Origin of the sequence: Klebsiella sp. MPUS7 (assembly GCF_009905335.1) — a bacterium.
Taxonomy (GTDB): domain Bacteria; phylum Pseudomonadota; class Gammaproteobacteria; order Enterobacterales; family Enterobacteriaceae; genus Klebsiella; species Klebsiella grimontii.
The window spans coordinates 798,862-819,740 of the sequence record NZ_CP047604.1 but is presented as its reverse complement, the minus strand read 5'-3'; the positions used below and the strand labels follow the sequence as shown (position 1 = coordinate 819,740).

The window sequence follows — 20,879 nt, the reverse complement described above, 5'->3', positions numbered from 1 at the left end:
TTAACGGGGAACCCAACCGAGGGTACGCTGCGCCAGCGCATCGCGCGCCGGGGTAAATAATTCCATCGCCATCAGGCCCAGGTTGCGCCCCGCCACCAGCGGCGCCCAGCGATTGGCAAACAGATGCACCAGCCCGTCGGTGACGCCGATAGTGGCGGCCTTATCTTCGGCGCGCCGGGCCTGATAGCGACTTAAAAGCGAATAGCTACCCGGATCCTCTTCGTCAGCATGCGCCTGCGCCAGCATTTCCGCCAGGCTCATCACGTCCCGCAGACCGAGGTTAAACCCCTGTCCGGCGATAGGATGCAGCGTTTGCGCCGCGTTGCCGACCAATGCCAGCCGATGCGCAACCGTGCGGGCAGCCGAGGTCAGCGACAGCGGATAGACACTGCGCTTTCCGGCCTGAACGATCCGGCCAAGACGCCAGCCGAATGCCTGCTGAAGTTCATGACAGAAGCGTTCATCCGACCAGCTCAGAACCTCTTCGTGCCGCGACTGCGAATGACACCACACCAGCGAGCAGCGGCCCTGCGACATGGGCAGCATCGCCAGCGGGCCGTGTGGGGTAAAGCGTTCAAATGCGCGCCCGCTATGCGGCTGAGCGGTACTAACGTTAGCGATAATCGCCAGCTGTTCATAGGGTTGCTGCTGCCAGCTGATACCACAGCGGGCTCCCAGAGTGGAGCGCGAACCGTCGGCGGCGACCAGCAGCTTACCGCGGAGCGTTTCGCCGTTATCCAGCTGCAGGCTCACGCTCTCTTCGCTGCGGCTGACATTTTCTACCCTGGCCGGGCAGTGCAGCGTCACGCCCGGCGCTTTACGCAGTTGCGCAAACAGGCGCTGGCCGACATCGTGCAGCTCAACCACCTGACCCAGCGCCGCCAGCCCATAGTCCTCAGCCTCGAGGGTGACAAACCCCGCATGGCCGCGATCGCTAACGTGCACGCGCCGAATGGCCGTGGCGCAGTCGGCTATCTCTTGCCAGATATCCACGCGCGCCAGCTGCTGGCAGGTACCGGCGGCCAGGGCGATGGCGCGCGCGTCGAAGCCCGGATGCTGCGCGGACTCCGGCGCGGATGCTTCAACCAGATGCACCGGCAGCTTACCGCCGGTTAAGCGAGATATCGCTAACGCCAGCGTCGCGCCGGTCATTCCGCCGCCAACGATCAGGACGCTCATAGCTGGCGCGCCGCCGCCATCAGCGCCTCAATATCATCAGCCTTTTTCACTACCCCGGCGGTGAGGTTCTCGTTGCCGTCCTCGGTAATGACAATGTCGTCTTCAATACGAATGCCAATGCCGCGGTACTGGACCGGTACGTCAGCATCCGTGGCGATATACAGCCCGGGCTCAACGGTCAGCACCATTCCCGGTTCGAGAATACGCGAACGTTCAACGTCATAGCTGCCGACATCATGCACGTCGAGCCCCAGCCAGTGGCTCAGGCCATGCATAAAGAAAGGACGATGGGCGTTATTAGCAATCAGCTCATCAATTTCGCCTTTCAGGATCCCCAGGCGCACGAGGCCGGTAATCATAATCCGCACCACCTGCTGGTTAACCTCGTTGATCGAGGTTCCGGGGCGATAGAGCTTCAGTGAGGTTTCCAGAGATTCAAGGACGATGTCGTAAATATCGCGCTGCGCCGGGCTGAACTTGCCGTTAACCGGGAAGGTTCGGGTGATATCGCCCGCGTAGCCGCGGTATTCGCAGCCTGCGTCAATCAACACCAGATCGCCGTCGCGCAGCTCGCATTCGTTTTCGGTGTAGTGCAGGATGCAGCCATTTTCGCCGCCGCCCACGATAGTGTTATAAGAAGGGAAGCGCGCGCCGTGACGGTTGAACTCATGGAGGATCTCGCCTTCCAGATGATATTCGAACATTCCAGGACGGCATTTTTCCATAGCGCGGGTGTGGGCCAGCGCGGAAATCTCACCTGCGCGGCGCATCACCGCCAGCTCTTCTGGCGACTTAAACAGGCGCATCTCATGCACCATCGGTCGCCAGTCAATGACCGAGTTCGGCGCCTGCAGATTCTGCCGCACGCCTTTGCGCAGTTTTTCCAGCGCGTTAAACACAATTTCGTCGGCGTAGGCATATTCGCCTTGCGCAAAGTAGATAGCGTCGAGGCCGTTAAGGAGCTGGAACAACTGCTGATTAATTTCACTAAACGCCAGCGCGCGATCGACGCCCAGCTTCGCGGGGGCAGCTTCCTGCCCAAGGCGGCGGCCAAACCAGATTTCAGCGGTCAGATCGCGCACGCGGTTAAACAACACGCTGTGGTTATGCGTCTCATCGCTTTTAATCAATACCAGCAGCGCTTCGGGCTCATTAAAGCCGGTGAAGTACCAAAAGTCGCTGCTCTGGCGGTAGGGATATTCCGAATCTGCGCTGCGTACCGCTTCCGGCGCGGCGAAAATAAGCGCTGCGCTGCCCGGCTGCATCTGCGCCAGTAGAGCCTGGCGACGAGAGAGAAATTCCTGCTGAGTCATGACGCCCCCTGAACGATTTAATGAATAATTAATGTAGCGTCGGCTTTTGCACTTCCGGCGCAGTGGGTTTCTGAAGAGAGAAGGTGTCGTGACACAGTAGCGCGGCAACGCGTACGTATTCGATAATCTCCTCCAGAGACATTTCGAGCTCTTCCTGATCCTCGTCTTCGTCATACCCAAGCTGAGCAATATTGCGCAGGTCGTCGATAGCTTCGCCGGTTTCGTCTTTGACTTTATCCAGCTTGGGCTGCGTCACGCCCAGCCCCAGCAGGAAATGGTTTACCCAACCCGCCAGCGCATCGGCGCGATCGAACACGCTCACCTCGTCGCCATCCGGCAGGTAGAGCTGGAATAAGAAACCGTCATCCTCCAGCGAATCGCTAGTGGCGGAATGCATGTTACGCAGCGCCTGCGCCAGCTCGTGACCAAAGGCCAGACCTTCGTTGGTCAGATCGTGCACCAACGGCTGCCAGCTGCTGTCTTTGTTGCCGCCGCACAGGATCCCGCTGATCAAACCGTGCATTTCGGCAGGGGTTAATCCCACCCCTTGTTGGTTCAGTAACTGGTCTACAGCGTTGTAGCCAGGCATTTCGTTCTGTATAGACATGCGCATTCGTCATCGTTGGGAGGAATATTCATGATATGCTACCACTTTGGACCCTGGTGAACCAGAATAGGGCTTGTATCTTAAAACCAGGGTAGCTATAGTGTCGCCCCTTCGCAGACCCTCCCAGGGCGTGAAGGCCGCGCAGTCAATCAGCAGGAAGGTGGCATGTCTGCACAACCCGTAGATCTCCAAATTTTTGGCCGTTCACTACGAGTGAATTGCCCGCCTGAACAAAGGGATGCCTTAAACCAGGCAGCTGACGACCTGAATCAGCGGTTGCAAGATTTAAAAGAACGCACTAGAGTCACAAATACTGAGCAGCTGGTCTTCATCGCCGCGTTGAACATCAGCTATGAGTTGACTCAGGAAAAAGCGAAAACCCGCGACTACGCCGCCAGCATGGAGCAGCGTATTCGGATGCTTCAGCAGACCATCGAACAAGCGTTGCTTGAGCAAGGTCGCATAAGCGAAAGACCCGGGCAGAAGTTTGAATAACACTTTGCATTTAACTGTGTTAGAGTAATCGCAAGAACAAAATTTCTCTGAGATGTTTGCAAGCGGGCCAGTCCCCTGAGCCGATATTTCATACCACAAGAATGTGGCGCTCCACGGTTGGTGAGCATGCTCGGCCCGTCCGAGAAGCCTTAAAACTGTGACGACACATTCACCTTGAACCAAGGGTTCAAGGGTTACAGCCTGCGGCGGCATCTCGGAGATTCCCTTCCTTTTTCGTTTCATCCCCTCTAAGTTAATTTTCGGCTTTTGCCGTCGTGTATTAAACTACGCCTGTTAGTATCGTTTGCTTACCGATGAGACTCAGGTATGACTCTACTGTCAGATCCCCCCTATACCAGACAGCAAATTCGCCAGCAGATCCGCCTGCGCCGACGCGCGTTAACGCCGGAGCAGCAAACGCAGTTCGCCCTCCTGGCGGCGGACAGAATGATGGCGTACCCGCCGGTTCTGCTCGCGCATACGGTCGCGGTATTTCTGTCGTTTGATGGCGAGCTGGATACGCGGCCGCTGATTGATCAGCTCTGGCGGGCGGGCAAACGGGTGTATCTCCCCGTGCTGCATCCGTTCAGCCCCGGCAATCTTCTGTTTCTCCACTACCACCCGAGCAGCGATCTGGTGGTGAATCGCCTGAAAATCCGCGAACCGAAGCTCGACGTGCGCGATGTTCTCCCGCTTAGCCAGCTGGATGTACTGGTTACGCCGCTGGTCGCGTTTGATGCCGACGGACAGCGTCTGGGAATGGGCGGCGGATTTTACGACCGGACGCTGCAAAACTGGCGGCAGCATCGCCTGCAGCCGGTCGGCTACGCCCATGATTGCCAGCAGGTCGACGCGCTGCCGACGGAGCAGTGGGATATCCCGCTGCCTGCGGTCATCACGCCGTCAAAAACCTGGCTCTGGTAGAATGTGCGAACAATTGACATTGCTGTTTTTTTCACCTAAATTTGGGTAAAGGGTGAGGGAGGCGAACCTCCCTCCTGCTTCCTCTCTGTTAATATGCTGGGTAGGCGATGATTAACAGGATAAGCAGCATGATGAAGAGTCTCATCATCGTCCCTTTCCTTTTTAAAGCCCCTGCTTCGGTAGGGGCTTTCCCGTTTCAGCCCCACGCTGAGTCTTTATCGTAAATCCCTTTCTTTCAGGCACAACGACATCTGACGGTTTTAATCGCCGTTTGCGGCAAGCCTCGCAAAGCGTTTGGAGGGCGACGGGAAATTGCTGAAGGGTCTGTCAGGAGAAAAGGGGCAGGTCGATGACCTGCCCGCTGGCAAAAAAGGCGTTAGAACAACAGACGGGCGCGGATGGTGCCAGGAATAGCCTTCATCGCCTGCAGCGCAGCCTGCGCCACATCTTCTTCGGCTTCGATATCAATCACCACGTAGCCCATCTGCGGAGTGGTCTGCAGATACTGCGCCGCGATGTTAATGCCCTGGGCCGCGAAAATCTGGTTAAGCGCGGTCAGTACGCCCGGACGGTTTTCATGGATATGCAGCAGACGGCGCCCGCCGTGCAGCGGCAGAGATACTTCCGGGAAGTTAACCGCGGAGAGTGTTGAACCGTTATCCGAGTATTTCGCCAGCTTGCCCGCCACTTCCAGGCCGATGTTCTCCTGTGCTTCCTGAGTTGAGCCGCCAATGTGCGGGGTCAGGATAACGTTGTCGAACTCGCACAGCGGCGAGTTGAACGGATCGCTGTTGGTGGCCGGCTCGGTCGGGAATACGTCGATCGCCGCGCCCGCCAGGTGTTTGCTCGCCAACGCATCGCACAGCGCCGGGATATCCACCACGGTGCCGCGAGAGGCGTTGATCAGCAGCGCACCCGGTTTCATCAGCGCCAGCTCTTCCGCGCCGATCATGTTCTTCGTCGAGGCGTTTTCCGGCACGTGCAGGCTCACCACATCGCTCATGTTCAACAAATCAGAAAGATGCTGAACCTGAGTGGCGTTACCTAACGGTAGCTTGCTTTCAATATCGTAGAAATAGACGTGCATACCCAGCGATTCAGCCAGAATCCCCAGCTGCGTGCCGATATGACCATAACCGATGATACCCAGCTTTTTGCCGCGCGCTTCAAAGCTGCCGACCGCCAGCTTGTTCCATACGCCGCGGTGCGCTTTAGCGTTTGCCGCCGGTACGCCGCGCAGCATAAGCAGCAGCTCGCCGATTACCAGTTCAGCAACGGAACGGGTATTGGAGAACGGGGCGTTAAACACCGGGATACCGCGTTTTGCCGCCGCGTTTAAATCAACCTGGTTGGTGCCGATACAGAAGCAGCCGACCGCGACCAGCTTCTCCGCCGCCGCGAAGATCTCTTCCGTCAGATGAGTACGGGAACGCAGGCCGATGAAATGGGCATCACGGATGGACGCTTTCAGCTCTTCGCTATCCAGCGCGCCTTTATGAAATTCGATATTGGTGTAGCCCGCTGCGCGGAGGCTGTCCACCGCTTTTTGGTGCACACCTTCAACCAGCAGAAATTTAATCTTGTCTTTTTCCAGTGATACCTTAGCCATTTCCCCGTCCTGTTTTTGTCTTAACTGATGTCGTGCGGAACGAAAGTTCTTCTCAGCAACATATCAAAAAAAACTATTGCGGCAATATGAACGTTTGCGTCGGCATCCTGAAGAAATATCAATCAGCGGGAAATAGCAGGACAAAACACCAGAAAGTAAAAGAAAGGTAGATTGTTACTGAGACAAGGCGCATAAATGTGACAGAAGTCACCAAAATAGGCCTGGAGAAAAAATATTTGCGAGGGAGCGATTCGCTCCCTCGGATCAGACTATTTAGTGATAGTTTTTACACCATCAGCGGTACCAATCAGCGCGACGTCCGCACCGCGATTCGCAAACAGGCCGACGGTCACGACGCCCGGAATACCGTTAATGGTATTTTCCAGCGCAATAGCGTCCAGAATTTCCAGACCAAACACATCGAGGATCACGTTACCGTTATCGGTCACGACGCCCTGACGATACTCCGGACGGCCGCCCAGCTTAACCAGCTGACGCGCTACGGCGCTGCGCGCCATCGGAATCACCTCTACCGGCAGCGGGAATTTACCTAAAATATCCACCTGCTTGGAAGCATCGGCGATGCAGATAAATTTATCGGCGACCGAGGCGATAATTTTCTCGCGCGTCAGCGCGGCGCCGCCGCCCTTGATCATCTGCATATGGCCGTTGATTTCATCAGCGCCGTCCACATAAATACCAAGACGGTCAACGCTGTTCAGATCAAAAACCGTAATACCGAGGCTTTTCAGTTTTTCAGTAGAGGCGTCAGAGCTGGAAACCGCTCCTTCAATCTGCCCTTTCATGGTACCCAGCGCATCAATAAAGTGCGCCGCCGTCGAGCCCGTGCCGACCCCAACGATGGTGCCCGGTTGTACATACTGCAATGCCGCCCAGCCTACTGCTTTTTTCAGTTCATCTTGCGTCATGATTATGGTCCGAGATGTGAATTCCTGTGGCGCATTATAGAACATCCGGGGTGCCATTGTCCCTGCGACGGCGATCACACAACGCAGTCGCCAATTTTTCATCTTCATCAAAAACAAATTTATGTCATAGTGCGAGTTAACGAAAAGTATTAGGGGGCACGCCAGAGCAATGAAACGACCGGACTACAGAACACTACAGGCGCTGGACGCGGTAATCAGGGAACGAGGGTTTGAGCGCGCCGCGCAGAAGCTTTGTATTACGCAGTCCGCCGTCTCTCAGCGCATCAAACAGCTGGAAAACATGTTTGGACAGCCGCTGCTGGTGCGAACCGTACCGCCGCGTCCCACCGAACAGGGGCAAAAGCTGCTGGCCCTGCTGCGTCAGGTTGAGCTGCTGGAAGAGGAGTGGCTGGGCGATGAGCAAACCGGCTCCACGCCGCTGCTGCTATCGCTGGCGGTCAACGCCGACAGTCTGGCCACCTGGCTGCTGCCCGCGCTCTCAAGCGTGCTTTCCGACTCCCCGATTCGCCTGAACCTGCAGGTGGAAGACGAGACCCGGACTCAGGAACGCCTGCGCCGCGGTGAAGTGGTCGGCGCGGTCAGTATCCAGCCGCAGGCATTGCCAAGCTGCCTGGTCGATCAGCTCGGCGCCCTCGACTATCTGTTCGTCGCCTCGAAGGAGTTTGCCCAACGCTATTTCCCTAATGGGGTGACCCGCTCGGCGCTGTTGAAAGCGCCGGTGGTGGCATTCGATCATCTCGATGATATGCATCAGGCCTTTTTGCAGCAGAACTTCGATTTGCCGCCGGGCAGCGTGCCCTGCCATATCGTCAACTCGTCTGAAGCCTTCGTGCAGCTGGCCCGCCAGGGAACGACCTGCTGTATGATCCCGCATCTGCAAATTGAAAGAGAGCTGAACAGCGGCGAGCTTATCAACCTCACGCCGGGCCTGTTCCAGCGCCGGATGCTCTACTGGCACCGTTTTGCGCCGGAAAGCCGCATGATGCGCCGGGTGACCGATGCGCTGATCGATTACGGCCACAAGGTGTTGAGGCAAGATTAACCCCCGCAAGCAGGCCGGAGTCATCCGGCCCGTGTGACCCACTATCCTCTTCTCATATCTTTGAAATACATCACAAAATAAAACATTCTATCCGGCAAAAAACGACGCATCGATGGCTGTTTTTTGCTGGCGACAGGGCCGATGAAAAAGCTCACCGTATTCGCAATACCCCATTTTATTGCGAATACGGAGCACAACATGTCTGAGTTGCAGGAGTGGCAAACGCTCGCCAACAAAGAGCTTAGCCGGCGAGAAAAAACCGTCGACGACCTGGTCAAACAGACGGCAGAGGGCATTGCCGTTAAGCCGCTGTATACCGAAGCCGATCTTGATAATCTGGAAGTGACCGGCACCCTGCCCGGCCTGCCGCCTTACGTTCGCGGCCCGCGCGCCACCATGTACACCGCACAGCCGTGGACCATCCGCCAGTACGCCGGTTTCTCTACCGCCAAAGAGTCCAACGCCTTCTATCGCCGCAACCTCGCCGCCGGGCAGAAAGGGCTTTCCGTCGCCTTCGACCTCGCGACCCATCGGGGCTATGACTCCGATAACCCGCGCGTGGCGGGCGACGTCGGTAAAGCGGGCGTGGCGATCGATACCGTCGAAGATATGAAAATTCTGTTCGATCGGATCCCGCTGGATAAGATGTCCGTGTCGATGACCATGAACGGCGCAGTGCTACCGGTGATGGCGTTTTATATCGTCGCGGCGGAAGAACAAGGGGTTGCGTCGGAGCAGCTCACCGGGACAATCCAGAACGATATTCTGAAAGAGTACCTGTGCCGTAACACCTACATTTATCCGCCGAAGCCCTCCATGCGCATTATCGCCGACATCATTGCCTGGTGTTCGGACTACATGCCGCGCTTTAACACCATCAGCATCAGCGGCTACCACATGGGTGAGGCGGGGGCTAACTGCGTGCAGCAGGTCGCCTTTACGCTGGCGGACGGTATCGAATATATCAAGGCCGCGCTCTGCGCCGGGCTGAAAATTGACGACTTCGCTCCGCGCCTGTCGTTTTTCTTCGGCATCGGCATGGATCTGTTTATGAACGTTGCGATGCTGCGCGCCGCACGCTACCTGTGGAGCGAAGCGGTGAGCGGCTTCGGCGCCACCAATCCGAAATCCTTAGCCCTGCGCACCCACTGCCAGACCTCCGGCTGGAGCCTCACCGAGCAGGATCCGTATAACAACGTGATCCGTACCACCATCGAAGCCCTCGGCGCCACGCTTGGCGGCACCCAGTCGCTGCACACCAACGCCTTTGACGAGGCGCTCGGCCTGCCCACCGACTTTTCCGCCCGCATCGCGCGTAATACGCAGATCATCATTCAGGAGGAGTCGGAGATCTGCCGCACCGTGGATCCGCTGGCCGGATCGTATTATGTGGAGTCGCTGACCGATCAAATCGTCAAGCAGGCGCGGGCCATTATTCAACAGATCGCCGAGGCGGGCGGAATGGCTAAGGCGATCGAGGCCGGGCTGCCGAAACGGATGATCGAAGAGGCCTCCGCCCGCGAACAGTCGCTGATCGATCAGGGCAAGCGCGTCATCGTCGGCGTTAATAAGTACAAGCTGGAAAAAGAGGATGAAACGGCGGTGCTGGAGATCGACAACGTCAAGGTGCGCAACGAGCAGATCGCCTCGCTGGAAAAAATCCGCGCTCAGCGTGACGATGTGACGGTAAAAGCCGCGCTGAACGCCCTCACCCACGCCGCGCAGCATCATGAAAATCTGCTGGCCGCCGCGATCAACGCCGCTCGCGTTCGCGCCACCCTGGGGGAAATCTCCGACGCGCTGGAGGCGGCGTTTGACCGCTATCTGGTACCCAGCCAGTGCGTCACCGGCGTGATTGCGCAAAGCTACCATCAGTCGGACACAGCCGCCGGCGAATTTGACGCCATCGTTGCGCAAACCGAACGGTTCCTGATGGATAACGGCCGCCGCCCGCGCATTCTGATCGCCAAAATGGGCCAGGATGGCCACGATCGCGGCGCCAAGGTGATCGCCAGCGCCTATTCCGATCTCGGCTTCGACGTTGACCTGAGCCCGATGTTTTCCACGCCGGAAGAGATTGCTCGTCTGGCGATAGAAAACGACGTGCACGTGGTTGGCGCCTCATCGCTGGCGGCAGGCCACAAAACCCTGATCCCCGAGCTGGTCGCCGCGCTGAAAAAATGGGGGCGGGAAGATATCTGCGTTATCGCCGGCGGCGTCATCCCGCCGCAGGATTACGCCTTTCTGCAGGCGCGCGGCGTGGCCGCCATTTACGGCCCGGGCACGCCGATGCTGGAGAGCGTACGCGACGTCCTGACGAGGATTAGCCAGCATCATGATTAACTCATCCACCCTGACCGACGCCATCCGACGATTACGTTTGGGCGAGCGGGCCACGCTCGCCCAGGCCATGACGCTGGTAGAGAGTCAGCATCCTCGCCACCAGGCGCTGAGCGCCCAGCTGCTGGATGCGATTATGCCCTTCACCGGCAACGCCCTGCGCCTCGGCGTCACCGGCACGCCGGGAGCCGGAAAGAGTACCTTTCTGGAAGCCTTCGGCATGCTGCTGATTCGCCATGGCCTGCGGGTTGCGGTGATCGCGGTCGATCCGAGCAGCCCGGTCAGCGGCGGCAGCATCCTTGGCGACAAAACGCGCATGATCGACCTGGCGCGATCGGATTCGGCCTTTATCCGCCCGGTGCCCTCCAGCGGCCATCTCGGCGGCACCAGCCTGCGCGCGCGGGAGCTGATACTGCTGTGCGAAGCGGCGGGCTACGACGTGGTGATTGTCGAAACCGTCGGCGTCGGCCAGTCGGAAACGGAGGTCTCCCGCCTGGTGGACTGCTTTATCTCGCTGCAGATCGCCGGCGGCGGTGACGATCTGCAGGGCATCAAGAAAGGGATCATGGAGATGGCGGATATCGTCGTCATCAATAAGGATGATGGCGAGAACCGCGCCAGCGTCGCCATCACCCGGCATATGTATGAATCCGCCCTGCATATTCTGCGCCGCAAGCACGCCGCGTGGCAGCCGCGCGTTTTGAGCTGTAGCGCGCTGGAGCGGCGCGGCATCGAAGCCATCTGGCTCGCTGTTCTGGATTTCAAAACAACCCTGACTGACAGCGGCGATCTTGAAAAACTGCGCCAGCGCCAGGCGCTGGAGTGGCTGCAAAAGCAGACCGAAACCGAGGCGCTGCACCTGCTGTTTGCCCGAACCGACTTCGAGCGCTACTTCCAGCAAACGCTACAGGCGGTGAAAAACAACGGCCTCTCGCCGCGCACCGGCCTGCGGCAGATTAGCGAATTCCTTCAGAATCATTACTTTGCGTAAAAGGATATTTATGTCTTATCAATATGTTAATGTCGAAATTATCCGGAAGGTTGCGGTCATTGAGTTCAACTATAGCCGCAAGCTCAACGCCTTAAGCAAGGTGTTCATCGACGATCTGATGCAGGCGCTGAGCGACCTCAACCGGCCGGAAATACGCTGCGTTATTTTACGCGCGCCCGGGGGCGCAAAAGTCTTCTCCGCCGGCCATGATATCCATGAACTGCCCGGTGGGCGCCGCGATCCGCTCTCCTATGACGATCCGCTGCGTCAGATCACCCGCATGATCCAAAAATATCCGAAACCGGTGATCTCCATGGTCGAAGGAAGCGTCTGGGGCGGCGCGTTTGAGATGATCATGAGTTCCGATCTGATCATCGCCGCCAGCACGTCCACTTTCTCCATGACGCCGGTGAATCTCGGCGTGCCCTACAATCTGGTCGGCATTCACAACCTGACCCGCGACGCCGGTTTTCACATCGTCAAAGAGCTGATTTTCACCGCCCTGCCGATTACCGCCCAGCGCGCGCTGGCGGTCGGTATTCTCAATCATGTGGTGGACGCCGACGAACTGGAGGATTTTACCTTACAGATGGCGCACCACATCTCCGAGAAGGCGCCGCTGGCGATTGCGGTCATTAAGGAAGAGCTGCGCGTGCTTGGCGAAGCGCACACCATGAATTCCGATGAGTTCGAACGTATTCAGGGGATGCGCCGCGCCGTCTACGACAGCGAGGATTATCAGGAAGGCATGAGCGCGTTTATGGAAAAACGTAAACCTGAGTTCGTCGGCCATTAATCACGCCGGGTTAAGGAGTGCAAAATGAAACGGATGAGCGCCGATGAAGCGGCGGAGATTATCCAGCATGACCAGATGGTGGCGTTCAGCGGGTTCACGCCCGCCGGTTCGCCTAAAGCGCTGCCCGCGGCCATCGCTCGCCGCGCCGGTGAATTACATCAGGCGCAGCAGCCATTCCAGATCCGCCTGCTGACCGGCGCCTCCATCAGCGCTGCCGCCGATGATGCGCTCTCGGCGGCCGATGCCGTCTCGTGGCGCGCGCCGTATCAGACCGCCTCCGGCCTGCGGCAAAAAATCAACCAGGGGAAGGTGAATTTTGTCGACCTGCACCTGAGCGAAGTGGCGCAAATGGTCAACTACGGCTTCTTTGGCGAGATTGATGTCGCGGTGATCGAAGCCTCGGCGCTCGCGCCGGATGGACGGGTCTGGCTCACCAGCGGCATCGGCAACGCCCCAACCTGGCTGCTGCGGGCGAAGAAAGTGATCATCGAGCTGAATCACTACCACAATCCGCGCGTCGCCGAGCTGGCTGATATCGTGATCCCCGGCGCGCCGCCGCGGCGCAACAGCATCGCCATCTTTCATACCATGGATCGCGTGGGCAGCCGGTACGTGCAAATCGATCCGCAAAAGATTGTCGCGGTCGTGGAGACCGAACTGCCCGACGCCGGCAACGCGCTTGATAAAATCAATCCCGTGTGCCAGCAAATCGCCGATAACGTGGTCACCTTTCTGCTGGATGAGATGGCTCGCGGGCGCATCCCGCCTGAATTTCTGCCGCTGCAAAGCGGCGTGGGCAATATCAATAACGCGGTCATGGCGCGGCTGGGTGAGAATCCGGATATTCCCGCTTTTATGATGTATTCGGAGGTATTGCAGGAGTCGGTGGTCCATCTGCTGGAAAGCGGGAAAATTACCGGCGTCAGCGCCTCCAGCCTGACGGTATCCGCCGATGCTTTGCGCAAGATTTACGACAATATGGATTTCTTCGCCAGCCGTATTGTCCTGCGCCCGCAGGAGATCTCCAATAATCCAGAAATTATCCGCCGCCTCGGGGTTATCGCCCTCAACGTGGGGCTGGAGTTTGATATCTACGGCCACGCCAATTCCACCCACGTGGCCGGGGTGAATCTGATGAACGGTATCGGCGGCAGCGGCGATTTTGAGCGCAACGCCTGGCTCTCCATCTTTATGGCCCCCTCCATCGCCAAAGAGGGGAAAATCTCCACCATCGTGCCGATGTGCAGCCACGTCGATCACAGCGAGCACAGCGTGAAGGTGATCGTGACCGAGCAGGGGATCGCCGACCTGCGCGGGCTATCGCCGCTGCAACGCGCCCGCGTCATCATTGATAACTGCGCGCACCCGCTCTATCGGGACTATTTACACCGCTACCTGGATAACGCGCCCGGCGGGCATATTCATCACGACCTCACCCACGCGTTCGACCTGCATCGTAATCTGCTTGAGCACGGCTCCATGCTCGGCTAGCCCTCCGTACCGTCGCGATCTTCCGTAATGTGCTGAAGCATCGTGGCGGTATAGCGATGGTTTTTCAGCGAATAGAGATACTCCTGCATATACATCGCGCTGCCGGGCGCATCGAAGTACTTCAGCTTCGCCGGGTTGACCAGACGCCAGGCGAAGTAGGGAATAACCGTCAAAAACTGCCCCCGCTCTACGGCGCTAATTTTGGCCATAAAGCTGTAGGGACGATAGATAATCGTCGGGTTGATCCCGCTGGGGCGCATATACGCGTCCAGCATCGCCTCAAAATTGGCCCGGTTCTGGAAGCGCATCTGCAGCCAGGGCAGCTCACGTAAAAGTTCCTGCGGCGGCCTATCTTCATAACGGCGGGAAACCAGAAACCCAAGCCGCAGCGGCGCGAGTTCGCTAATGGTCAAATTTTCCAGCTCCTGCACGCGGGCCGAAACGTGCTGCGGCGAGATAATAAAATCGAGCTGACGGTCGAACAGATTATCAATCACCCCGTTCTCGCTGAACTCCACGGCCTGGGTGGTCACCCCATCGTATTTATCGCCCAGGCTGATGAGCTGATCGAAAATAATCGTCGGATAGGTATTATCGATGCCGATAACAACGTTGCGCGAGCGGCGCGCGGAAAAGTGAATTTCGTTATCGATGGCCGATAAGCGCTGATAAATGGGAAACAGCTTCTGATAGAGCTCCTGCCCCGCTTTATTGAGGCTGATGCTGTTATCTTTGCGGGTAAATAGCGTATAGCCTATCCGATCCTCGAGCGCAGCAATGCTTTTGCCGAAGGGAGACGCGGTCATATGAATTTTTTCCGCCGCTCTGGCGATGTTGTTAGTCTGCGCCAACAAAATGAAATTGCGCATCTTTTTCGAAATAAAGATATCCATGCTCACCTCATAGTAGAACAGGGATATATCCTTACCTCATTCAGGGAAAAGACTTGTGTCGCGCTCTCACTTTTACAGATAGTCACAGAAAAAAGCCCGGCGCGAAGGCCGGGCGATAGGATTACTGCGCCGCTTTGGGTTGTTCGGCGGGTTTCGCCGGCTCCGCAGCTGCTGGCGCAGGCTGGGTCGACTGCAGCTCAAACACCACGTCCACCTGGTCATCAAACTGAATGGTCGCCTGCTCGTAGGTTTCCTGGGCAGAAACCGGCGCCGCATCGGCTTTCATCATCCGCACCATCGGGCTTGGCTGGTAGTTGGAGACATGATAGCGAACGCTATAGACGGGCCCCAGTTTGCCGTGGAAGCCGGTAGCCAGCTCCTGAGCCTGGTGAATGGCATCATCAATCGCCGCTTTACGCGCTTTATCTTTATAAGCGTCCGGCTGCGCCACGCCCAGTGAGACGGAACGGATCTCATTCAGACCGGCTTTAAGCGCGCCATCTAACAGACCGTTGAGCTTATCCAGCTGGCGCAGCGTCACTTCAACGCTACGCACCGCGCGGTAGCCCTTAAGAATGCTTTTGCCGTTCTGATAGTCGTAATCAGGCTGGGTACGCAGGTTGGCAGAGTTAATGTCTTTCTTCGCAATACCGCTCTTCTCCAGGAAGGAGAGATACTGGGCCACGCGCTCATCGGCCTGTTTTTTAGCGGATGCTGCGTCTTTCGCGGAGACGTTAACTTCAATCGCCAGCGTAGCGATATCAGGAACCGCCGCAACGCTGGCGGTACCTGAAGTGACAATATGTGGGCCGTTCGGCAACTCATTTGCCTGAGCTGCCATTGCGCTAAATCCGAGTGCCGCCGCCAGGGCCATGACTTTTAACTTCACTGTCGTTTCTCCATATTACATTGGTCGTCTATACACAGACGCATGCCAGCAAGCTTAGCGCTTACGCGGAGAAAGTCCATCGGACAAGGCTTAGTTAAGCAGCGCCTGCACGTGGGCCAGGCCATCTTTCGCCAGTTGCAGAGCAATGATCCACATCACCAGACCCACCAGCATGTTAATTATTCGCTGCGCCTTCGCCGTACGCAGGCGCGGGGCCAGCCAGGCGGCCAGCAGGGCCAGGCCAAAGAACCATAAGAACGACGCGCTGATGGTGCCTAACGCAAACCAGCGCTTTGGCTCCATCGCCAGCTGGCCGCCGAGACTACCAAGAACCACAAACGTATCCAGATAGACGTGGGGATTCAGCCAGGTCACCGCCAGCATGGTGACGATAATTTTCCAGCGCCCCTGCTTCATCACTTCCGCGCTGGCCAGCTCCAGATTGCTGCTAAAAGCCGTTTTCAGCGCGCCAAAACCGTACCACAATAAAAAAACGACGCCGCCCCAGGTCACCAGCGCCAGCAGCCACGGCGACTGCATCAGCAGCGCGCTGCCGCCAAAAATCCCGGCGCAGATCAGCAGCAGATCGCTGATGGCGCACAGCAGCGCGATCATCAGATGGTACTGACGGCGAATGCCCTGATTCATCACAAAGGCGTTTTGCGGGCCAAGCGGCAAAATCATGGCCGCTCCCAGAGCAAGGCCCTGAAAGTAATAAGATAACATGGGGAGTGATTTCCACTGAAAGAGTCAATGCCGGGGAATATAGCTCGCAAATATCATTAGAGGAAATTTAAAATATTAATCATTAATAAGCCAATCTAATGATCAGATTCGAAAAAAAGCCGGGCGTACCGGCCTTTTAGAGGGGAAACTACTCTGCTTTTTCCTGCGGACGAATCACATGCACATCCATCTGCGGATACGGGAAGCCGATGCCGTTGGCGTCAAAGTCGCGCTTAATGCGCTCCAGAACATCCCAGTAAACGCTTTGCAGATCGCTGCTTTTACTCCATACGCGTACCACGTAGTTCACCGATGACGCGCCCAGTTCATTCAGACGAACGGTCATTTCACGATCTTTGAGGATACGTTCATCCGATTCGATAATATTGGTGAGCAGCTGCTTCACTTTATCGATATCAGCATCGTAGGCCACGCCGATGATAAACTCGTTGCGGCGCACTGGCTCGCGGGAGAAGTTGATGATATTCCCGGCGATGATTTTGCCGTTCGGCACCACCACGATTTTGCCATCCGCGCTGCGCAGGGTCGTGGAGAATATCTGCACATTCAGCACGGTTCCCGCGATGCCGCCAAGGTCAACGTATTCACCGGCGCGGAACGGGCGGAAGACCACCAGCAGAACGCCAGCGGCAAGGTTAGACAGCGAGCCCTGCAGCGCCAGACCAACGGCTAAACCCGCGGCGCCGAGGACGGCAATGACCGAGGCGGTTTGCACGCCCACGCGGCCCAGAGCGGCTATCAGCGTAAAAGCAATAACGGCATAGCGCACCAGCGCAGAAAGAAAATCGGCAACGGTGGCATCAATATGCCGCGCCCGCATCAGGCGATTCACAGTATTGGAAACAATGCGCGCCACGATCAAACCGACAATAATAATCGCGAGAGCCGCGACGATGTTGACGGCATAGCTCAGCAGTAATGCCTGATTGCGCACCAGCCATGAACCGGCGTTATTTATGCTATCGACAACGTTCAAATCTTCCATTCAACTTTCCTTATGGATACCCGGACGGGAAATAAAATAACCAAACCTGTAATGTCAGCCTGGTTAAGGGTAAACAATAACAGTGCGTTTTGCCAAATTGATCACATTTATTTAGCAACATTTCATATTGTTCAGATAATAAAAAAGCCCGCATTTCTGCGGGCTTCCGGGTAAGAAACGAAATTTTCTTACAGAACGTCGATCGCGTTCAGCTCTTTAAATGCCTGCTCCAGACGCGTCACCATGGAAGTCTGTGCAGCGCGCAGCCATACGCGCGGATCGTAGTATTTCTTGTTCGGCTGGTCTTCGCCTTTCGGGTTGCCCAGCTGGCCCTGCAGGTAAGCTTCGTTAGTTTTGTAGTACTGCAGGATACCGTCCCAGGTTGCCCATTGGGTATCGGTATCGATGTTCATTTTGATCACGCCGTAGCTTACGGAGTCTTTGATTTCCTGAGCGGAAGAACCGGAACCACCGTGGAATACGAAGTTCAGGCTGTTGTGCGGCAGGTTGTGTTTCTTAGAAACGTATTCCTGAGAGTCGCGCAGGATAGTCGGGGTCAGTACTACGTTGCCCGGCTTGTAAACGCCGTGTACGTTACCGAAGGAAGCGGCGATGGTGAAACGCGGGCTGATTTTGCTCAGCTCGGTGTACGCGTAATCAACGTCTTCCGGCTGGGTGTACAGCGCAGAAGCGTCCATGTGGCTGTTGTCCACGCCGTCTTCTTCGCCGCCGGTGCAGCCCAGTTCGATTTCCAGAGTCATGTCCATTTTGGCCATACGCGCCAGGTACTTAGAACAGATCTCGATGTTTTCGTGCAGGGACTCTTCAGACAGGTCGATCATGTGAGAAGAGAACAGCGGTTTGCCGGTTGCAGCGAAGTGTTTTTCACCGGCGTCCAGCAGACCATCGATCCACGGCAGCAGTTTCTTCGCGCAGTGGTCGGTGTGCAGGATAACCGGAACACCGTAGTGCTCAGCCATCTGATGAACGTGATGCGCGCCAGAGATAGCGCCCAGGATGGCTGCGCCCTGAGGAACGTCAGTTTTCACGCCTTTACCCGCGATGAACGCAGCGCCGCCGTTAGAGAACTGAACGATAACCGGAGAACGAACTTTTGCAGCTGCTTCCAGAACGGCGTTGATGGAATCAGTACCCACGCAGTTTACCGCTGGCAGAGCAAATTGGTTTTCTTTAGCGACCTGGAACACTTTCTGAACGTCGTCGCCAGTGATGACGCCCGGTTTTACGAAATCAAAAATTTTAGACATGTTACGTAGTCCTGTATCTGTATCTTCGACCGTTGAAGAAGGTTCGCGAGCTTTTACGCGCGCTGAAAAACAGGCGGGTCTCCCCGCCTGAACTGAATTACTGCTTAGCGCGCTCTTCGAGCATAGCTACTGCCGGCAGAACTTTACCTTCCACGAATTCGAGGAATGCGCCGCCGCCGGTGGAGATGTAGGAGATTTTGTCAGCAATGCCGAACAGGTCGATTGCTGCCAGAGTGTCGCCGCCGCCGGCGATAGAGAACGCTTCGCTGTCTGCGATGGCGTTAGCCACGATTTCAGTCCCTTTGCGGAAGTTCGGGAATTCGAACACGCCGACCGGGCCGTTCCACAGGATGGTTTTCGCATTTTTCAGGATTTCAGCCAGTTTCTCTGCGGAAGCATCGCCCAGGTCCAGAATCTGCTCTTCATCTTTGATGTCGTTAACAGATTTCAGGGTCGCGGTTGCGGTTTCAGAGAACTCGGTTGCCACGCGAACGTCAGTCGGAACCGGGATATCGCAGGTCGTCAGCAGACGTTTCGCTTCGTCAACCAGATCGGCTTCGTACAGGGATTTACCCACGTTGTGGCCCTGAGCGGCAACAAAGGTGTTGGCGATGCCGCCGCCGACGATCAGTTGGTCAGCGATTTTAGACAGAGAATCCAGAACGGTCAGCTTAGTGGAAACTTTAGAACCGCCCACGATAGCGACCATCGGACGGGCCGGTTCTTTCAGCGCTTTACCCAGGGCGTCCAGCTCAGCGGCCAGCAGCGGACCTGCGCAAGCGACGTCAGCGAATTTGCCGATACCGTGAGTAGAAGCCTGCGCGCGGTGAGCGGTACCGAACGCGTCCATGACGAATACATCGCACAGCGCAGCGTATTTTTTCGACAGCGCTTCGTCGTCTTTCTTCTCGCCTTTGTTAAAGCGAACGTTTTCCAGAACCACCAGCTCACCGGCAGCGACTTCTACGCCGTCCAGGTAATCTTTAACCAGACGTACCGGGTTAGACAGTTTGTCTTTCAGGTAGTTAACAACCGGCAGCAGAGAGAATTCTTCGTTGTACTCGCCTTCGGTAGGACGACCCAGGTGGGAAGTGACCATCACTTTCGCACCCTGCTTCAGGGCCAGTTCGATGGTCGGCAGAGAAGCGCGGATACGCGCGTCGCTGGTTACTTTCCCTTCTTTAACCGGTACGTTCAGATCCGCACGGATAAAAACGCGTTTACCAGCCAGATCCAGATCGGTCATCTTAATTACAGACATGGTGAATCCTCTCGTTGATTCTTGATAAAGTTTTGCAGGCGCCTGCGCGCCTTACCTGAAACCTTGTGCGGCCATCGCTAACGTGGTGTCGAGCATCCGGTTAGCAAAGCCCCATTCGTTATCGCACCAGACCAGCGTTTTGATCAAATGCGCGCCACTTACCCGCGTTTGCGTGCCATCGACGATGGCGCTATGGGGATCGTGGTTGAAATCTATCGAGACTAACGGCAATTCCGTATAGTCAACTATACCATGAAATACACCCTGCGCTGCTTTTTGCAGCAACTGGTTGACTTCACTTGCTTTTACCGGTTTTTTCACCGTGACGCTAAGGTCGATTGCCGTCACATTAATCGTCGGTACCCGGACCGCAATCGCTTCAAAACGATCGTTAAACTGAGGGAAAATACGCGTGATCCCCGCAGCAAGCTTAGTATCAACCGGGATGATCGACTGGCTGGCCGCTCGCGTCCGACGTAAATCCGGATGCCAGGAATCAATGACCTGCTGATCGTTCATTGATGAGTGGATCGTCGTTACCGTACCCGACTCAATGCCATAGGCATCATCTAACAGTTTAATGACCGGAATAATGCAGTTGGTGGTGCAGGAGGCGTTGGAGACGATACGATGCTCAGCGCGTAGCTCATCATGGTTTACGCCAAACACGATCGTCGCGTCGAGATCGTTGCCGCCAGGATGTGAAAAAAGCACTTTCCTGGCGCCGGCCTGAAGATGGGCTTCGCCATGTTCGCGGCTGCCGTAAACGCCGGTACAGTCAAGTACCACATCAACCGCCAGTTCCCGCCAGGGCAACGCCTCAAGGGAAGGTTCATGCAGCAGACGGATGGCATCATCGCCAACAAACAGCTGCTCTCTCTCCTGACGCACATCCCAGGCAAAGCGCCCATGGCTGGTGTCATATTTCAATAAATGCGCGATGCCGGCAGCATCCGCCAGTTCATTGATTGCCACCACGGTAATTTCCGCACGACGCCCGGATTCATACAAAGCACGAACCACGTTACGCCCGATGCGACCGAAGCCATTAATCGCAATGCGTATGGTCATAGGTCTCCTGCAAGGCTGTCCATGATAA

At 56.6% G+C, this 20,879-nt stretch carries 19 protein-coding genes and 1 other RNA gene; 8 read left to right on the top strand and 12 right to left on the bottom strand.

Annotation, left to right across the window (positions count from 1 at the left end):
- The 3 genes from ubiH to GUC22_RS03945 are packed head-to-tail and all read right to left on the bottom strand — an operon-like array spanning position 1 to position 3,099.
- Positions 1-1,179 carry a 2-octaprenyl-6-methoxyphenyl hydroxylase gene (gene ubiH, locus GUC22_RS03955; RefSeq protein WP_024358629.1) on the bottom strand — a complete coding sequence of 393 codons (1,179 nt, stop codon included), beginning with the start codon at positions 1,177-1,179 and terminating at the stop codon, positions 1-3.
- Positions 1,176-2,492, bottom strand: coding sequence for a Xaa-Pro aminopeptidase (gene pepP, locus GUC22_RS03950; RefSeq protein WP_049090237.1), 1,317 nt, complete (start codon positions 2,490-2,492; stop codon positions 1,176-1,178). The genes ubiH and pepP overlap by 4 nt, the downstream gene beginning before the upstream one ends.
- A 28-nt stretch (positions 2,493-2,520) precedes the next feature.
- Positions 2,521-3,099, bottom strand: coding sequence for a YecA family protein (locus GUC22_RS03945; RefSeq protein ID WP_004133578.1), 579 nt, complete (start codon positions 3,097-3,099; stop codon positions 2,521-2,523).
- Positions 3,100-3,264: 165 nt separating this feature from the next.
- Between GUC22_RS03945 and zapA the strand changes: the two genes are divergently transcribed.
- The 3 genes from zapA to GUC22_RS03930 all read left to right on the top strand — a co-directional run bounded on the left by zapA (position 3,265) and on the right by GUC22_RS03930 (position 4,518).
- Positions 3,265-3,594, top strand: a complete 330-nt coding sequence (gene zapA, locus GUC22_RS03940; protein ID WP_004105598.1) for a cell division protein ZapA — start codon at positions 3,265-3,267, stop codon at positions 3,592-3,594.
- A 41-nt stretch (positions 3,595-3,635) separates the two neighbouring features.
- Positions 3,636-3,819: non-coding RNA, 6S RNA (ssrS, locus tag GUC22_RS03935), on the top strand.
- Between the two features lie 102 nt (positions 3,820-3,921).
- A complete protein-coding gene (locus tag GUC22_RS03930; RefSeq protein ID WP_049090236.1) occupies positions 3,922-4,518 on the top strand; it encodes a 5-formyltetrahydrofolate cyclo-ligase in 597 nt (198 codons plus the stop codon).
- A 376-nt stretch (positions 4,519-4,894) separates the two neighbouring features.
- On the opposite strand, the gene serA is transcribed toward GUC22_RS03930, so the two are convergent.
- On the bottom strand, positions 4,895-6,127 hold the full coding sequence (gene serA, locus GUC22_RS03925; RefSeq protein ID WP_004133574.1) for a phosphoglycerate dehydrogenase: 1,233 nt from the start codon (positions 6,125-6,127) through the stop codon (positions 4,895-4,897).
- Positions 6,128-6,396: 269 nt separating this feature from the next.
- A complete protein-coding gene (gene rpiA, locus GUC22_RS03920) occupies positions 6,397-7,056 on the bottom strand; it encodes a ribose-5-phosphate isomerase RpiA (protein ID WP_004125006.1) in 660 nt (219 codons plus the stop codon).
- Between the two features lie 169 nt (positions 7,057-7,225).
- On the opposite strand from rpiA, the gene argP reads away from it, so the two are divergent.
- From argP to GUC22_RS03895, 5 genes are all read left to right on the top strand, one after another.
- Positions 7,226-8,119, top strand: a complete 894-nt coding sequence (argP, locus tag GUC22_RS03915) for a DNA-binding transcriptional regulator ArgP (protein WP_004105608.1) — start codon at positions 7,226-7,228, stop codon at positions 8,117-8,119.
- A 198-nt stretch (positions 8,120-8,317) separates the two neighbouring features.
- Complete coding sequence (scpA, locus tag GUC22_RS03910) at positions 8,318-10,462, top strand: methylmalonyl-CoA mutase (RefSeq protein ID WP_004133570.1); 2,145 nt, start codon at positions 8,318-8,320, stop codon at positions 10,460-10,462.
- Entirely contained in the window at positions 10,455-11,450 is a 996-nt protein-coding gene (meaB, locus tag GUC22_RS03905; protein WP_160183348.1) for a methylmalonyl Co-A mutase-associated GTPase MeaB, read from the top strand. The genes scpA and meaB overlap by 8 nt, the downstream gene beginning before the upstream one ends.
- 10 nt (positions 11,451-11,460) lie before the next feature.
- Complete coding sequence (gene scpB, locus GUC22_RS03900; RefSeq protein WP_004133567.1) at positions 11,461-12,246, top strand: methylmalonyl-CoA decarboxylase; 786 nt, start codon at positions 11,461-11,463, stop codon at positions 12,244-12,246.
- Between the two features lie 24 nt (positions 12,247-12,270).
- The gene (locus GUC22_RS03895; RefSeq protein ID WP_004133565.1) at positions 12,271-13,737 is read left to right on the top strand and encodes an acetyl-CoA hydrolase/transferase family protein; all 1,467 of its coding nucleotides are present in this window, start codon (positions 12,271-12,273) and stop codon (positions 13,735-13,737) included.
- Here GUC22_RS03895 and srsR read toward each other — a convergent pair.
- The 7 genes from srsR to epd all read right to left on the bottom strand — a co-directional run bounded on the left by srsR (position 13,734) and on the right by epd (position 20,851).
- Complete coding sequence (srsR, locus tag GUC22_RS03890) at positions 13,734-14,630, bottom strand: LysR family transcriptional regulator SrsR (RefSeq protein WP_004133564.1); 897 nt, start codon at positions 14,628-14,630, stop codon at positions 13,734-13,736. The genes GUC22_RS03895 and srsR overlap by 4 nt on opposite strands.
- Positions 14,631-14,751: 121 nt before the next feature.
- Positions 14,752-15,519, bottom strand: a complete 768-nt coding sequence (locus GUC22_RS03885; RefSeq protein ID WP_004133562.1) for an oxidative stress defense protein — start codon at positions 15,517-15,519, stop codon at positions 14,752-14,754.
- 90 nt (positions 15,520-15,609) lie between these two features.
- Complete coding sequence (argO, locus tag GUC22_RS03880) at positions 15,610-16,245, bottom strand: arginine exporter ArgO (RefSeq protein ID WP_024358636.1); 636 nt, start codon at positions 16,243-16,245, stop codon at positions 15,610-15,612.
- 148 nt (positions 16,246-16,393) lie between these two features.
- Positions 16,394-17,251: a small-conductance mechanosensitive channel MscS gene (locus GUC22_RS03875; RefSeq protein ID WP_024358637.1), complete on the bottom strand. Its 858-nt coding sequence runs from the start codon at positions 17,249-17,251 to the stop codon at positions 16,394-16,396.
- A 188-nt stretch (positions 17,252-17,439) separates the two neighbouring features.
- Positions 17,440-18,519 carry a class II fructose-bisphosphate aldolase gene (gene fbaA / locus GUC22_RS03870; RefSeq protein WP_004125043.1) on the bottom strand — a complete coding sequence of 360 codons (1,080 nt, stop codon included), beginning with the start codon at positions 18,517-18,519 and terminating at the stop codon, positions 17,440-17,442.
- Positions 18,520-18,616: 97 nt separating this feature from the next.
- Positions 18,617-19,780 (bottom strand): phosphoglycerate kinase, encoded by a 1,164-nt coding sequence (pgk, locus tag GUC22_RS03865; protein ID WP_004125049.1) that lies wholly within the window; start codon positions 19,778-19,780, stop codon positions 18,617-18,619.
- A 51-nt stretch (positions 19,781-19,831) separates the two neighbouring features.
- Positions 19,832-20,851, bottom strand: a complete 1,020-nt coding sequence (gene epd, locus GUC22_RS03860) for an erythrose-4-phosphate dehydrogenase (RefSeq protein ID WP_024358638.1) — start codon at positions 20,849-20,851, stop codon at positions 19,832-19,834.
- Positions 20,852-20,879 lie beyond the last annotated feature (28 nt).

Coding starts and splice junctions, on each gene's coding strand:
- ubiH (WP_024358629.1), bottom strand. CDS start 1,179: ATGAGCGTCCTGATCGTTGGCGGCGGAATGACCGGCGCGACGCTGGCG.
- pepP (WP_049090237.1), bottom strand. CDS start 2,492: ATGACTCAGCAGGAATTTCTCTCTCGTCGCCAGGCTCTACTGGCGCAG.
- GUC22_RS03945 (WP_004133578.1), bottom strand. CDS start 3,099: ATGTCTATACAGAACGAAATGCCTGGCTACAACGCTGTAGACCAGTTA.
- zapA (WP_004105598.1), top strand. CDS start 3,265: ATGTCTGCACAACCCGTAGATCTCCAAATTTTTGGCCGTTCACTACGA.
- GUC22_RS03930 (WP_049090236.1), top strand. CDS start 3,922: ATGACTCTACTGTCAGATCCCCCCTATACCAGACAGCAAATTCGCCAG.
- serA (WP_004133574.1), bottom strand. CDS start 6,127: ATGGCTAAGGTATCACTGGAAAAAGACAAGATTAAATTTCTGCTGGTT.
- rpiA (WP_004125006.1), bottom strand. CDS start 7,056: ATGACGCAAGATGAACTGAAAAAAGCAGTAGGCTGGGCGGCATTGCAG.
- argP (WP_004105608.1), top strand. CDS start 7,226: ATGAAACGACCGGACTACAGAACACTACAGGCGCTGGACGCGGTAATC.
- scpA (WP_004133570.1), top strand. CDS start 8,318: ATGTCTGAGTTGCAGGAGTGGCAAACGCTCGCCAACAAAGAGCTTAGC.
- meaB (WP_160183348.1), top strand. CDS start 10,455: ATGATTAACTCATCCACCCTGACCGACGCCATCCGACGATTACGTTTG.
- scpB (WP_004133567.1), top strand. CDS start 11,461: ATGTCTTATCAATATGTTAATGTCGAAATTATCCGGAAGGTTGCGGTC.
- GUC22_RS03895 (WP_004133565.1), top strand. CDS start 12,271: ATGAAACGGATGAGCGCCGATGAAGCGGCGGAGATTATCCAGCATGAC.
- srsR (WP_004133564.1), bottom strand. CDS start 14,630: ATGGATATCTTTATTTCGAAAAAGATGCGCAATTTCATTTTGTTGGCG.
- argO (WP_024358636.1), bottom strand. CDS start 16,245: ATGTTATCTTATTACTTTCAGGGCCTTGCTCTGGGAGCGGCCATGATT.
- GUC22_RS03875 (WP_024358637.1), bottom strand. CDS start 17,251: ATGGAAGATTTGAACGTTGTCGATAGCATAAATAACGCCGGTTCATGG.
- fbaA (WP_004125043.1), bottom strand. CDS start 18,519: ATGTCTAAAATTTTTGATTTCGTAAAACCGGGCGTCATCACTGGCGAC.
- pgk (WP_004125049.1), bottom strand. CDS start 19,780: ATGTCTGTAATTAAGATGACCGATCTGGATCTGGCTGGTAAACGCGTT.
- epd (WP_024358638.1), bottom strand. CDS start 20,851: ATGACCATACGCATTGCGATTAATGGCTTCGGTCGCATCGGGCGTAAC.